9 protein-coding genes and 1 pseudogene are annotated in these 12,901 nt (G+C 59.8%); 7 read left to right on the forward strand and 3 right to left on the reverse strand.

Annotation, left to right across the window (positions count from 1 at the left end; genetic code table 11):
- Nucleotides 1–28: 28 nt before the first annotated feature.
- The 5 genes and pseudogenes from AB8Z38_RS30765 to sbmA form a co-directional block, all read left to right on the forward strand.
- Nucleotides 29–367 (forward strand): annotated as a pseudogene (locus AB8Z38_RS30765) (CoA-transferase); the annotation flags it as partial.
- Nucleotides 368–1,200: 833 nt separating this feature from the next.
- On the forward strand, nucleotides 1,201–1,521 hold the full coding sequence (locus AB8Z38_RS30770) for a helix-turn-helix domain-containing protein (RefSeq protein WP_369726647.1): 321 nt from the start codon (nucleotides 1,201–1,203) through the stop codon (nucleotides 1,519–1,521).
- Nucleotides 1,490–2,770: a type II toxin-antitoxin system HipA family toxin gene (locus AB8Z38_RS30775; RefSeq protein WP_369721371.1), complete on the forward strand. Its 1,281-nt coding sequence runs from the start codon at nucleotides 1,490–1,492 to the stop codon at nucleotides 2,768–2,770. Before AB8Z38_RS30770 ends, AB8Z38_RS30775 begins: the two co-directional genes overlap by 32 nt.
- A 554-nt stretch (nucleotides 2,771–3,324) precedes the next feature.
- Nucleotides 3,325–4,068: an outer membrane protein gene (locus AB8Z38_RS30780; protein WP_369721373.1), complete on the forward strand. Its 744-nt coding sequence runs from the start codon at nucleotides 3,325–3,327 to the stop codon at nucleotides 4,066–4,068.
- 164 nt (nucleotides 4,069–4,232) lie between these two features.
- The gene (gene sbmA / locus AB8Z38_RS30785; RefSeq protein WP_369721374.1) at nucleotides 4,233–5,483 is read left to right on the forward strand and encodes a peptide antibiotic transporter SbmA; all 1,251 of its coding nucleotides are present in this window, start codon (nucleotides 4,233–4,235) and stop codon (nucleotides 5,481–5,483) included.
- 2,493 nt (nucleotides 5,484–7,976) lie between these two features.
- Here sbmA and AB8Z38_RS30790 read toward each other — a convergent pair.
- The gene (locus tag AB8Z38_RS30790) at nucleotides 7,977–8,708 is read right to left on the reverse strand and encodes an outer membrane protein (protein ID WP_369726648.1); all 732 of its coding nucleotides are present in this window, start codon (nucleotides 8,706–8,708) and stop codon (nucleotides 7,977–7,979) included.
- Nucleotides 8,709–9,938: 1,230 nt separating this feature from the next.
- On the opposite strand from AB8Z38_RS30790, the gene AB8Z38_RS30795 reads away from it, so the two are divergent.
- Nucleotides 9,939–10,343, forward strand: a complete 405-nt coding sequence (locus AB8Z38_RS30795) for a YbgC/FadM family acyl-CoA thioesterase (RefSeq protein WP_369721375.1) — start codon at nucleotides 9,939–9,941, stop codon at nucleotides 10,341–10,343.
- A gap of 77 nt (nucleotides 10,344–10,420) precedes the next feature.
- Nucleotides 10,421–10,888, forward strand: a complete 468-nt coding sequence (locus AB8Z38_RS30800; protein ID WP_369721377.1) for a DUF1348 family protein — start codon at nucleotides 10,421–10,423, stop codon at nucleotides 10,886–10,888.
- A gap of 211 nt (nucleotides 10,889–11,099) precedes the next feature.
- Here the strand turns inward: AB8Z38_RS30800 and AB8Z38_RS30805 are convergent, their stop codons facing one another.
- Both AB8Z38_RS30805 and AB8Z38_RS30810 read right to left on the reverse strand, forming a co-directional pair.
- A complete protein-coding gene (locus AB8Z38_RS30805) occupies nucleotides 11,100–11,813 on the reverse strand; it encodes a type 1 glutamine amidotransferase (RefSeq protein ID WP_369721379.1) in 714 nt (237 codons plus the stop codon).
- A 38-nt stretch (nucleotides 11,814–11,851) separates the two neighbouring features.
- Nucleotides 11,852–12,775, reverse strand: coding sequence for a LysR family transcriptional regulator (locus AB8Z38_RS30810; RefSeq protein ID WP_369721380.1), 924 nt, complete (start codon nucleotides 12,773–12,775; stop codon nucleotides 11,852–11,854).
- Nucleotides 12,776–12,901 lie beyond the last annotated feature (126 nt).

Here is a 12,901-nt window from a genome sequence, read left to right on the forward strand (position 1 = left end):
ATCGATCAGTGAGCGCAGCAAGAGAGTGATGAACAAGACGGTATCCAGGCTCGCGCAGGCAGTTGCGGCATTCCCGATCGCGCGACGGTCATGATTGGCGGTTTCGGAGGCGCGGGCGCTTCGGTCGAGCTGATCCATGCGCTTCTCGTGCGATTCGATGCGTCGGGGCGCCCCAAGCACCTCACACCAGTGAACAACAATGACGGCAACGGTCATGTCGGTCTCGCGGCATTGATAGAGCATGCGGCAGTAATTCGCGCGCGTTTCTCCAGAAAGTACCACGCCCTCAGATCGAAACTCGTTCCTCAGGGCACATTGGCCGAGCGCATTCCCGCCGGCCGCAGAATTCGAGGGCCAAATGTATTTGTAGGAGTGCTGGCTCAAGGCGGATTTTGCCCTGATTAAGGCGGAGACCGCTGTCGGGAAACCCTGCAAGGCCCGATTCTGATTGCGGCGATCTCCTCCTCGAGCTGCTGATTGACCGGCTGCAATCGAAGCCGTCAATCGCCTTGAGATCGACGGCCAGTGGTCGGCGATGCTTGCGCAGGTCTTCTAAAGCCGCCGATCTCTTAGCGGCGCGTATCCTTCCACAATCAATTCGACCGCAGCCGACACGGCATCCAATAGATGAATTCGGAAAATCAGACGGTTCGTCGTTCAAAACGCTGTGGTCAAAGTCTCGGAACCAGAGCGAAAATCGGCCCCGAGCGACATGGGGGTATCGGGGGCAGGGCGTGCATTCCAGCGTGCCACCGTCGGTGATCGGCACACCCATATCCGCTAGCCATTTCGGGCTGCGCCCATGATCGAAGACCCTCTCGTGGTCGTTGCCGGTTCCGCGGTTCTCTGTCAGCATTGAACCACTCCAGCATCGAACCGCTCCTGCCGAGGCGAATCCCTTTCGGCCGAGGGTGTGTTCCCGGGCAGCTAGCGCGGAGCGGGAATTCCGAATTGCCAGGGCAAGACTTGTGCGCGTGTTCTTGGGCGGCATTCGGCTCATGGGCAAGACACGACTGTCCCGCATTGCAGTCATCCGGGCTGGACCTTTAGCTCAACAAAAAAGGTACGGTTGGGGATCACCGGCGCATCAAAAGACACGTAGACAGATCTATAGCTTGCTATTTGGTCTAAGAAAAGATACGTTTGCGTGTCTCTCGAGAGCCAAAAGATATGAAAACAGATCACGCGAGAAAACAGATCATGGAGCGGGACTCAGAAGCGACCCACCAGCTAGGACGGCTCCTCCGTGACGCGAGGAAACAAGCGGGCCTGACTCAACAGCAGGTGGCCCAACGCGCAGGCATTTCCAGGCCACGTTACCGGGATATCGAACAAGGCGACGCTGCTGCGCGGGCGAACACGCTTATCAACGTCGCGCGCGCGCTCGGCATGGAGTTGATGCTGATCCCACAAGCAATGGTCCCTGGCGTCAACGCTCTGCTTCGCCCTTCCGACGACGAAGACCGACCGGCATTCACAACCGACACGGATGATGATGATTACCCAGGTCCGCGCCCCTAATACCATCCAGTCGCTCGACGTGCTTCTTCAAGATCTCAAGGTCGGAACGGTCGTGCGTACGCCAGGCGATTTCAACGCCTTCAGTCTCGACCCAGCCTATCGAGCCATGGAAAGGCCTCCGATCTTGAGCCTCTCGTTGCGCTCCGTCCATGGTGGCCTCCGTAAGGACCCGAAGCCTGTAGCGCACATGCTGCCGGCGTTCTTCGCAAACATGTTGCCCGAGGACAAGCTCCGCGAGGCGATGGAAAAGCATCATGCGGGAGTCGTGAGGCAGGGAAACGACTTTGATCTATTGGCGGCGCTCGGCGCGGACTTGCCAGGCGCGGTCCGCGTCCTACCGAGCGACGGCGGCACTACGATAGCGGCTCGAGAAAATCCAGGCGAGATCAAAGCTCGGTTTTCCTTGGCGGGAGTTCAGATGAAGCTGTCTGTGACGAAGAACACGGGCAAGGGGGGCGGCCTGACTTTGCCAATCGGCGACGAGCAAGGTCAGTACATCGCGAAATTTCCTTCGACCAATCTGATAGGATTGTCGGAAAACGAGTTCGCGATCTTGGCGTTATCCGAGGCCCTCGGAATGGATGTACCGGAACGCGAGCTTGTAGAAAAATCCGATTTCGAGGGAATACCCGAAGAGTTCAACACCCTGTCGACCGGCAAGGTCCTGCTGGTGAAGCGTTTCGACCGAGGACCCGCAGGCCGCCGAATTCACATCGAAGACTTCGCTCAAATCTTCGGCCGCCAGCCATCCAAAAAATACGATGACGCTTCGTACCACGACATCGCCTCCGCGCTGAATGTGGCGGTATCGACAGGAGCCGCACTAGAATTTGTTCGTCGACTAGCCCTTGCCGCGCTTGTCGGCAACGGCGACATGCACTTGAAGAATTGGTCCACGATATACCCGGGCGACGGTTGCGCGCCGGCGATCGCCCCCGTGTACGACGTCCTATCGACCACCGCATATTTTCCAAAGGACAATATGGCCCTGTCGTTGGGAGGAGAGAAATCGTTCAAGGGTCTTACGCCGGACCGTTGGCGAAAGTTTGCCAATCGGGCGCGGCTGCCCGAACCGGCGGTCATCTCGGCCGTCGAGGAAGTCGTTTCGTCCGCGAACGATCATTGGTGGAATCTCCCGGAGCGGGATGTCGTTCCGACCGCCGTCATCGAGAAGATCGATGCCAAAATCAGGGAGATGAGCTTGGTTCTAGATCCCGGGGACCCTCCGAAGTCTTTGCGTAACGCTTGAAGGGGGGCGCGAAATCGCTACAATTTGATACGTTTCCGCGAAGAGCGGCCTCGGCTCGTTTTAGTAGCGCAAAAAATCTGTTGCTCCAACCATCGGCTCAGGTCCCAAGGATGTTGAGGAAGAATCGAACGGGCATGCCGTCGGGATCGCCGGCGGCTCGTTGCTCATCCCTGGCTGGAAGCGCGCTTGCCTGGGCTGCAACACAAGCGAAATAGCTGCCCTGAGATCGTCAGGCGAGCCAAGATGACATGTAGGCAGCTTGTGCGCTGTCCACGAATCAATTCCGCAAAATAGCAAATCACAAAAACCGCCTCAGGCTTGCCGTACGCCTACTCCGCTGAATCGGCGGCCGCTAGTTCGCTCATTATTGCGTCATCTACGCTCACGGCATGTAGCACTGGCAGACACTTGGGAATGATCTGCAACGCAGAACCTAACGCAGCGTCCGGTTCACGCATTTCTTTCGGCACGAATGTTGTGACGCAGCTACAGCAATTCGCGCGCACGTTGTTAAGACGCACGAGGCTCGGGGCACTCAAGACATGAGAGTAGAAATGAAGAACTTCTTGCTTACGACTGTGAGCATTGTGGCGCTTGGCGCAATTGCGTCCGCATCCGGTGCAGACCTGGCTGCGCAGCCCGTCCAACCTCTCTACTCCAAAGCTCCGCAGCCTGTCGCGGCTGCAATTTACGACTGGAGCGGCCTCTACGTCGGTGTGAACGGCGGCTTGGGCTCAAGCTCGAATTGCTGGGACTACAATGGGCGCACCCCTGAGGGCTGTCACGATGCGACCGGCATTACCGTCGGCGGGCAGATCGGCTATCGATGGCAGATCGGCCAGATCGTGCTGGGCGTTGAAGGTCAGGGGAACTGGGCTGATCTGAGCGGATCCAACGTCAGCATTGCGTTCGGCGATGTCGACCAGAGCAAGATTGATGCGTTCGGTACGATGACTGGGCAGATCGGTTATGCGCTCGACACCGTACTGTTTTACGCCAAGGGCGGCGTCGCAGTGGCGAGCAACACGTATCGAGTCAACTCCGCAGTCACGGGCGCGCAGTTTGCGGGCGCTGATAGCAGCCCTTGGGGTGCTACTGTGGGCGCCGGGATCGAAGTCGGTTTCGCGCCGAACTGGTCGGTAAGCGTCGAGTACGACCACTTGTTCATGCGGGATGCCGACGTGAACTTTGTCGTGGCTGCTGGTTCGCTGGGCGGCGACCGCATCCGTCAGGATTTCGATCTTGTGACTGCGCGGCTCAACTATAAGTTCGGCGGCCCGATTCTGCTCAAATATTGATCTGAAGTCGGACTGGTGAATCGGAAGGCCCCGGCTAGACCGGGGCCTTTCAGGCATCGCGCGTGCGACGCGACTGGCGGGTGACCGGACGTCAGGAAGAGTTAGCCAGACCGCGGCGAGTTCATCTTCTGAGCTGAAGTCTAAGTCGATAAAGGACAGCGAGCATGTTCGTTTCATTCTTCCCTCGACCAAAGTTGTTCTTTGCGTCGTCAATTCTTTGGACGGCGTTGGCGATGGCGTTTTGGTATGGATTTGCCGGCAATCTCTTTCAAGCCCCGGACAAGCCGGTCGGGCTTGCGACGTTCTGGTCGGCCTCGGCGCTGTGGTTTGATCTCTATTTTGCGCTGACCGTCACGGTGTTCGCGGCGGCATGGATGTTATTTGCCCCCCATCCCTGGGCGACGTGGTCCATTCTTGGCTCCGCGCTGATTCTGTTCACCTCTTACTTTCAGGTCCAGGTCTCGGTCGCGATCAACAGCTGGTATGGACCGTTCTACGACATGATCCAGGCTGCGCTTTCGAAGTCGGCGCCGGTCACGGTTGAGCAGTTCTACAACGAATTGTCGACCTTTGCCGGCATCGCGCTCGTGGCCGTCGTGGTCGGCGTGATGACACGATTTTTCGTCAGCCACTACATCTTCCGCTGGCGCACGGCGATGAACGATTTCTATGTCGCCAACTGGCCACGGCTGCGCACGATAGAAGGCGCCTCCCAGCGTGTCCAGGAAGACACCATGCGTTTTGCCAGCACCATGGAAGGTCTGGGCGTCAATCTCATCAGCGCGGTGCTGACGCTCTTGGCCTTCCTGCCGGTTCTGGTGAGGCTGTCCAGTAACATCACGGAGCTGCCTCTGCTCGGCTCGATTCCTTATCCGCTGGTGTTCGCCGCAGTCATCTGGTCGATCCTGGGCACCGGCGTTCTCGCGCTTATCGGCATCCGTCTGCCCGGAATCGAATTTTTCAACCAGCGGGTCGAAGCGGCCTATCGCAAGGAGCTGGTGCTCGGCGAGGATGATGGGGCGCGTGCCAATGCTCCGACATTAAGCGTGCTGTTTAGCGACATTCGCAGGAATTACTTCCGGCTCTATCTGAACTTCATGTACTTCAATATCGGCCGGATCGTCTATTTGCAGACTGACGTCATATTTCCTTACCTCCTGCTCGCGCCCACGATCATCGCAGGCAAGATCACCCTCGGCGCGATGAATCAAATCCTCAACGCATTCACGCAAGTGCGAACCTCGTTTCAGTATCTCGTCAACTCGTGGAGCACGATTGTCGAACTGATCTCGATCTATCAGCGGCTGCGGAGCTTTGAATCAAAGCTCCACGGGGAGCCACTGCCGTCGATCGAGACATATAAGGAAGCAAGCCACATGATTCCTATAGCTGTAGAGGAGTTGACGGACACCTGACCTTCCGTTCCGTGTCAATCGGTTGCAACGCTGCTGAATTGCTTAAGTTGTGAGAAGGGGCACTCGAGAGAATGGCGCTCGGCGTGGAGAAACTTAGCAACTGCATATCGGAACCCCCGTGACGTGTTGTTGTGGATGACGGCTAGCGCGCTGTTGCAGCGCGCGGACTGAGGCAAAGGGGCGGCGGATGGCTGTAGCGGCCATCACAGCCGCCGCGGGTAAGCTACAAAGCAGCCGCATCGCGTTCGACCTGCGGTCGAGCCGGCGGGTTCATGACACCGAAGAGTGCTCCTGGAAATGGGTTCTCAGAGTCCACACCGCCTAGCTCTACAAATAAGTACCAGCGCGTCGTAAGTTCGACAGTGTGAGTCAGACACGCCTCAACGGTGTTGTCCCGCGAGCCATCATAATCGTGTCGCACATGGTACTGGACACTGACTGACTACGCCAGAACGACCACGCGGGGATGTTTCAAACTTGATCCGCTCCGTGGAATAGGGTGCTAAACAGGGGACATTACGTGGGGCGGTGAGCCATGGTGACCGCCGGATGTGTCGGTGTCCATTCTGGTTCTGGCGGAACGGTAATCGAGCCCAGTGGCACCCAAGCTCGTTCTAGCGTCACTGGATCGCGCAGCTGGGCGAAAGTTTGGGTGCGAATATCGAGCCACTCGAACCAGCGATCCTGGACGGCGACAAGCTGGGCTGGCCGGAGCACGCCGAAATGATCTCGAAGAGAAATTCTTATCACTCGTAAGCTCAACTATGAACCGTGCCAGAAGAGTTCAAGATGATGTTGCGTCGCGTTTCAACTACCAGAACTGGGATGTGACAACTCTGAGGCTGCGGACCAATCCGTTTCCGCCGAGCCGGAGCTCTGACCGTGAACATGACCGCCAGATTGAACAGAGTGGATTCACAAGCGTGGCTCGCCGAGTATAGCAACCGCGCCGCACATCCGGCTCAAAGGCGCGACGAACTCCTAAGCTGGAATTGGCGCGATCGGAACAAGCAATCCACTAAGGCTGCCCAATTCACGGCTCGGCGATCCTCACAAATGTTACGAACTTTTGTTGATAGCGTCAGCAAGCGTTGACTTGAAAACCAAAGGACCTATCCGCCGGATGCTTTCTTAAGCTGTCATGCATCCAGAATGAGCGGAGCACGAACTGTCACATTACCGAAACCTAGCTCTTGTACTTGTAGGCTCGGCCGTCTCCCTTATTCCCCCCGCTCCCTGGAGGGAAGAAGGTTTATTCCGCATGGCTTTCCGGGGGCCACCGGCCAGGCGGGCCGGAGCCGAGGTCGGCCAGATCTCCGTTGTTTTTGGATTGGCGGCATGACACCGAAAACCAAACTATGCGCTTTGTTGCGAGGTGTTCTGGACGATGCGATCGGGATGGTGCCCGAAGCAAACCGGTCGTCTTCGTTGAAGGCGTGCCTCGCCGAAAAGGTATTAGCTCTGGCCGCACAAGGTCACTTGGATCCAACGGATCCAACTGTCTTGACGCGTCTCGCGCTACGGACTCTGCAGGAATCCTGTTGTACTTGCTACGGGTGCGAACTGCAGAACCCCCTTCGAGGTGTGAAGGACCGAGAATGAACTCCAAACCTATTCCCCGCGCTCCGGCGTGGCTGACCGCCTGGGTTTCGGCGGGTTGCAAGGCGACGCGAGATTAGAGGTCTGCCGGCCATGGAGCTTGCGCCCGGCAGCGATGCCATCTGAGCGCGAGGGGTATGGCGTCCTGGCCGGAGAAACTCGGGTCAGTCCTGCTGTGGATGCCGCCTTGCTTCATCATGAGGTCGCCCGTGTCCGCGGCTGTCACTGACGTCGTTGCGTCCCGCCCGCGGCACAGATGATTTCTCCTCGATCCGCATCGGCGCTTCGCGTGCGATGTCGGCGATGTCGGCGATGTCGGAGGGCAGGGTGCTCGCCTGCTCGGTTGCCGCTAGTAGCCGAAGCAGGCGAGGCCGAGTGATCCGAAAGATCGGACGTGCCGGTGAGATGTTGGAAAGCCGAGCTGCCGATCGTCCGGGTTCGCGACAGACGCGGATGAGCCGATCTATTATGTCCTCAACGCTTGCAGGCGGATCTTGCCGTGGCCGCCTCAGCGGAGGCAGCTGTGTTCGACGATCTCGTCTGCCTGTGGACAGGGGTAGTCGCAAGGGCGACGAGCTCGGAACCTGCGTCGATGCCGCGGGAATGATACTGCTTGGCTTGCGGCTGCCGCCTTGCCAGGGTAAGCGCCTCCTTCTCCGGACGGCAAGCTCGGCAGCACTTGGCGGGGAACCGCCGGCTCAGCGCTGAGCACACTCGACACCGAAAGTCAGCCGTAATCGGGTCGCAGGCCAGCGAAAGGCGAAGGGCCGGGATCGCGCAGGCGGGGCTTGAATCTCACGTCTGAATTGCCTGAATGGCCGGGCTCTGAGCGGGCCATGCTTTCCTTCAAATGGCCCCGGCTGGGCCGGGGCCATCGACACAACTACGGATCAATTATTTAAGGAGAATCGGACCGCCAAACTTATAGTTGACCCGTACCGTGATAAGATCGAGACCCTCGCGGATGCGATCGGCGCCACCAATGTTCCCGCTGAATTTCTCCGTGCGGGGCTGGAAGAACAGGTGGTCGTACTCGAAGCCCACCGTCCAGTTCGGTGCGAGGCCGTGCTCGAAACCGACCCCCAAGGCACCGCCCCAAAGAACGTCACTTTTCCTACCGGCTCCTGCCACGGTCGAGCTGATCTGATGGATGTTGCTCGTGACTGCGGCGCCGCCTTTGCCATAAAGTACGTTGTTCCCGAAGGCATAACCAATCTGCCCCGTCATGAGACCGAACGCGTCAATCTTAGTCTGGTTGGTAGTATCGGCAAACGCGATGCTGTGATTGGAGCCGGTCAAATCAGCCCAGTTGCCCTGGCCCTCAACACCCAGCACGATCTGGCCCATCTGCCATCGATAGCCGATCTGGAAGCCCACGGTACCGCCTGTCGGATGATGACAGCCCTCGGGCGTGCTGCCAAGGTACTCCCAACAACTCGCGCCTGAGCTCAGACCACCGTTCACGCCAAAATAGTAAGCACTCCAATCGTAGATTGCAGCCGCGACAGGTCCCGGAGCGGTGGTGTAGAGAGGGCTGATGGGTTGCGTAGGCAGATCAGCACTGAATGCGGGGGCCACCGCAGCAAGCGCCACGGTACTGACTGTCATAAGCAACAAGTTCTTCATTTCTATTCCCATGTCTTGAGTGCCCCCGAGCCTGGTGCGTCTTAACAACGTGCACGCAAATTGCTGTAACTGCATCGCAACATTGGCGCTGGAAGAAATGCGTGAATCAAACGCTGCGTCAGGTTGCGGCATTGCAGATCTCTCCAACTGCTTGACATGCCCCTTCGCTTGCGAGCGTAGATCAGCGCGGTGTCCTGCCTGTCGCGCACCCGACAACTTGACGGCATCGCTCCACTTCGCGACGCTAGTAGCGTGGTAGGTCGACGGGGCGCCCGGTATGTGCGTGTTCCAGCCGTTCGTGATCACGGATTCCAAGCCATCGTGATCGCCCATTCCAGAGCATCGTGATCACCGTTTCCAGCGGATCGTGATCGCTATTTCAGCGATTGCGATCGGGGTAACCAGGAGGCGCGCACCGCTGACAGTCTGCAACCCGGCTACTTTGGTCTTTTTGCCTAACTCCGACTGCTTCAGCTATTCGTGGTTTTGCGAATGCTACAAGGAATCAAGGAATGGGCCGGCCTCCTCAAGCCCATCCTGTCCCCAGGTCCATCTCGCCGGCAGAAGCTGTTCGTCGACCATTCCGGCCACACCATGGAGCTGGTTGACGGAGTACGATACACGCCAGTCCTGTTCCGGCTCCGCGGATGAAACCGTCAATGCAGGAGCGATCGGTTGGGCTTTCGGTCAGGCGGCACCGACGCAGCAACGAACCCGGAAACTCTCACGCAAACAACCGCACACGTTCTTAATGTGGGTCAGTGGTGTGAGGTCCGCGATAGGATCTCCCGAATTCAGGCTCATAAGTGCCGCGGTTTTCGCCCATGGCACAAGTACGGGTCTGATTAGGTTGTGGGCGCGTCCGCTCCGCGGACGGGGCTCTATGAGCCAGCTTGCCGAGCCATGCTGTCTCGGCCCTTCGGATGACGATGCCTCGCGCAAGACATGAAGTGCTCCTCGCCGGGGGCACTCGGAAAACGAGCTCGCATGTGGCGAGCGTTATTACTGCCCGTTCCCGCGTGCCGCTCAAACGCCGGTGTTGTCGCTGCACTCGTCCCGCATGCCCCTTCGGGCCGCTATGCTCGCGGCCGGGCTGACATTTCTCTCGAGGCGAGCTAGCTGAAGACTGAAGCTGATCCCGAAGGCGCTGCGGCTCGCCATGAAAGGGACGTAGAAAAATCTACGCTTGTTCACGCTATCGCCCTCCAGCGCCCCAACGAAATCAAGCAGTTGGTATCCTGTTGCGATATCGTCAAACCAGAGTTTTCCGGCATCGTCTATCACGCCAATTATCTGCGCTTCATGGAGCGGGGACGCACCAACCATCTGCGGCTGATGGGCGCCGAGCAACAGGCGCTGTTCGAGCAGGCCGCGACGGAAAATTCGAGCTTCGCCTTCGTCGTCCGCTCGATGCATCTGGACTTCCTCAAGCCGGCGCGGATGGATGACGTGCTCGACGTCGTGACCTGGCCGATCGCGGTGAAGGGCGCATCCATCATGCTGGCGCAGGAGGTGCGGCGCGGCGTGGACGTGCTAGTGAAGGCCGAGGTGCGCGTCGCCTTCATCAGCGGCGGCCGCGCCCAGCCGATCCCGAAATCGATCCGCGCCTTGATGAAGGCTGATCTGATTTCGTGATCGGGCGATAGCGGACGGCCTCTCGACTCCCCCGCGCGCGGCGATAGATTGCACTCCCGCCAATCGATGAGGCTTCCATGTCGCGCCCGCCGCTTCCGCCGTTCACCCGTGAAACTGCCGCGCAAAAGGCGCGCATGGCCGAGGACGCCTGGAATTCGCGTGATCCGGTGCGTGTGTCGCTGGCCTATACCGAGGACAGCCGCTGGCGCAATCGCTCGGAAGTCTTCCAGGGCCGCCAAGCCATCGTCGCATTCCTCACCCGCAAATGGGAGAAGGAGCACGACTACCGGCTAACCAAGGACCTCTGGGCTTTCGACGGCAACCGCATCGCGGTGCGCTTCCAGTACGAATGGCACGATGCGTCCGGCCAGTGGTATCGCTCCTACGGCAACGAGCAATGGGAGTACGACGAGCGTGGCTTGATGAAGCGGCGAGAAGCCTCGATCAACGATATTGCGATCGCGGAGAAGGATCGCAGGTTTCACTGGCCTGCGTCGGGGCCGCGGCCTGCGGATGTTGCGGGACTGGGAACCGATCCTTTCTGAGGTTTGCGAGATCGCGCAGCGAGCACATTGCACCCTCTCCCGCTTGTGGGAGACGGTGGCTTCGCGAAGCGAAGCCGGGTGAGGGATTTCTCTCCGCTTGCGGATCTCTCGCATTTGTATTTGCTGAAACAACCCCTCATCCGGCGCTCGCGCCACCTTTCTCCCACAAGGGCAGAAGGGAAGAAAGTCACTGGTCGCGTTATCGGGCGAATTAGGTTTTCTTGCGCCGCGCCAGAAACCGCGTGATCGCTCCACCCAGCTTCGCATTGTCCAGCGGCTCGGCCAGCGACGCCTTCGCCGTCGCAACGAGATCATCTGCCGCTTTGCCGTCGCGCAGCTCGCAGCACACCCGCGCAAAGTCCACGTCGAACTCCGGATGCGGCTGCACCGATAGCGTCGTGCCATTGGCGTAGAGCAGGCCGGCATGCGGGGTGAAGTCGGAGGAGAGAATCGTCAGCGCGCCGTTCGGCGGCTCGATCACCTGGTCCTGATGTGAGGCGGCGATCGCGACCGCGTCGCCGTCGACGACGCCGTTCTCCGGCAGCACCCGATAGACGTGCCGGCCGATGCCCCAGCCCTTCTCCGATTTGCGGACGGTGCCGCCGAGCGCCTGGGCGATCAGTTGATGGCCGAAGCAGACGCCGACCATCGGCGTCTTGTTGGCGTAAGCCTTGCGGACGAAATTCTCCAGCGGTGCGATCCAGTCGAGTCCGTCATAGACGCCGGCGGCCGCGCCGGTGATCAGGATGGCCTCGACCTTGTCGGGGTCGGGAAGCGCATCGCCATTCGGAATGCTGACGATGTCGATCGTGGCCGTGGGATCCTCGGCGCGGACCATGCGCTCGAACATGTCCGGAAAAGAGCCGTGGCGCTCACGATATTTTTGCGGGACCTGCCCCGTCTCGATGATGGTGATGCGTGCCATATGCCATCAGGTAAGAGGTTGCGCGCGGGGGTGCAAGCTCAGTCGCTCCCTGCCTTGTATTCGTGTGGCGTCGCGGTCTCCAGCGATGCGCTTTGCTCGCGGACCTCGCTGAGAAAGGCCTTTGCCAGCCGCGACAGCGGTTCGGCTTCCGACCACAGCATGTAGGCCACCGCACGCGTCGTCGGCATGAACGGCCGGACGACGAGGCCGTGGCCGCCGTTCTGCCGTGGCGAGAAGGGGTCGACGACCGCCGCGCCGACACCGGCGGCCGCGAGCACGCAGGCCGTGTTGCAATAGCGCACCTCGACAGTCGGCTGGAACGGCGCGCCGGCACGGGCAAAGCTGTCCCGCACGGCCTCGCCGAGCCGCGTGCCACGTTCGAGCCCGATGAAGGGCAGGCAGGACAGGTCCGAGGCCGAGATGACGGGCCGTTCCGCGAGCGGATGCTGCGGCGGCATCACGCACACCATTTCGCCGGTATGCACGACCTCATGTGCGATGCCGGGATGATGCGTCAGCCCGAGCGCGAAGCCGAGTTCGGCGACACGGCTGAGCACGCCCTCGATGATGCCCTCATAGCGCCGCACGTCGAAAAATACCCGCGTCTCGGGCCGCCGGCGCAGGAAGCCTGACAGTGCGGACGGAATGATGCTGTAGGCGAGCGGCGGCGTCGCCACGATGGCGAGATGGCCGGAGCGGTTCTCGCGCAGATCGCGGACGCGGTTCTCGAGCTTGGCGTGCAGCGCGAAGATCGCCTCGCTCTCCTTGTAGAGCGCCATGGCTTCCGCGGTCGGAAACAGCCGGTTGTTGACGCGCTCGAACAGCGCAAAGCCTGCCTGCGCTTCCATCGCCTTCAGCGCGTTGCTGACGGCGGGCTGCGACAGCGCCAGTTCGTCGGCCGCCGCTACCGTGGTGCGATGGCGGATGACGGCACGCAGGATCTCGAGCTGGCGCAGGTTCATATCACTGCCGATTATACTCAGGGCCAAAAGATCATAGCACGATGAATTGCTTTTGCAGCCCCGCTGCCCCGTAATGGCCGCGGATTTGCACGCTGGATCAATGGGTTCGTTCGCCCATTGAGGCAG

Origin of the sequence: Bradyrhizobium sp. LLZ17 (genome assembly GCF_041200145.1) — a bacterium.
Taxonomy (GTDB): Bacteria; Pseudomonadota; Alphaproteobacteria; order Rhizobiales; family Xanthobacteraceae; genus Bradyrhizobium.

Excerpts from the sequence above, each read along its gene's own strand:
- AB8Z38_RS30775 (WP_369721371.1), top strand. The coding sequence starts at position 1,490 with ATGATGATGATTACCCAGGTCCGCGCCCCTAATACCATCCAGTCGCTC.
- AB8Z38_RS30780 (WP_369721373.1), top strand. The coding sequence starts at position 3,325 with ATGAAGAACTTCTTGCTTACGACTGTGAGCATTGTGGCGCTTGGCGCA.
- sbmA (WP_369721374.1), top strand. The coding sequence starts at position 4,233 with ATGTTCGTTTCATTCTTCCCTCGACCAAAGTTGTTCTTTGCGTCGTCA.
- AB8Z38_RS30810 (WP_369721380.1), bottom strand. The coding sequence starts at position 12,775 with ATGAACCTGCGCCAGCTCGAGATCCTGCGTGCCGTCATCCGCCATCGC.
- AB8Z38_RS30790 (WP_369726648.1), bottom strand. The coding sequence starts at position 8,708 with ATGAAGAACTTGTTGCTTATGACAGTCAGTACCGTGGCGCTTGCTGCG.
- AB8Z38_RS30800 (WP_369721377.1), top strand. The coding sequence starts at position 10,421 with ATGTCGCGCCCGCCGCTTCCGCCGTTCACCCGTGAAACTGCCGCGCAA.
- AB8Z38_RS30770 (WP_369726647.1), top strand. The coding sequence starts at position 1,201 with ATGGAGCGGGACTCAGAAGCGACCCACCAGCTAGGACGGCTCCTCCGT.
- AB8Z38_RS30805 (WP_369721379.1), bottom strand. The coding sequence starts at position 11,813 with ATGGCACGCATCACCATCATCGAGACGGGGCAGGTCCCGCAAAAATAT.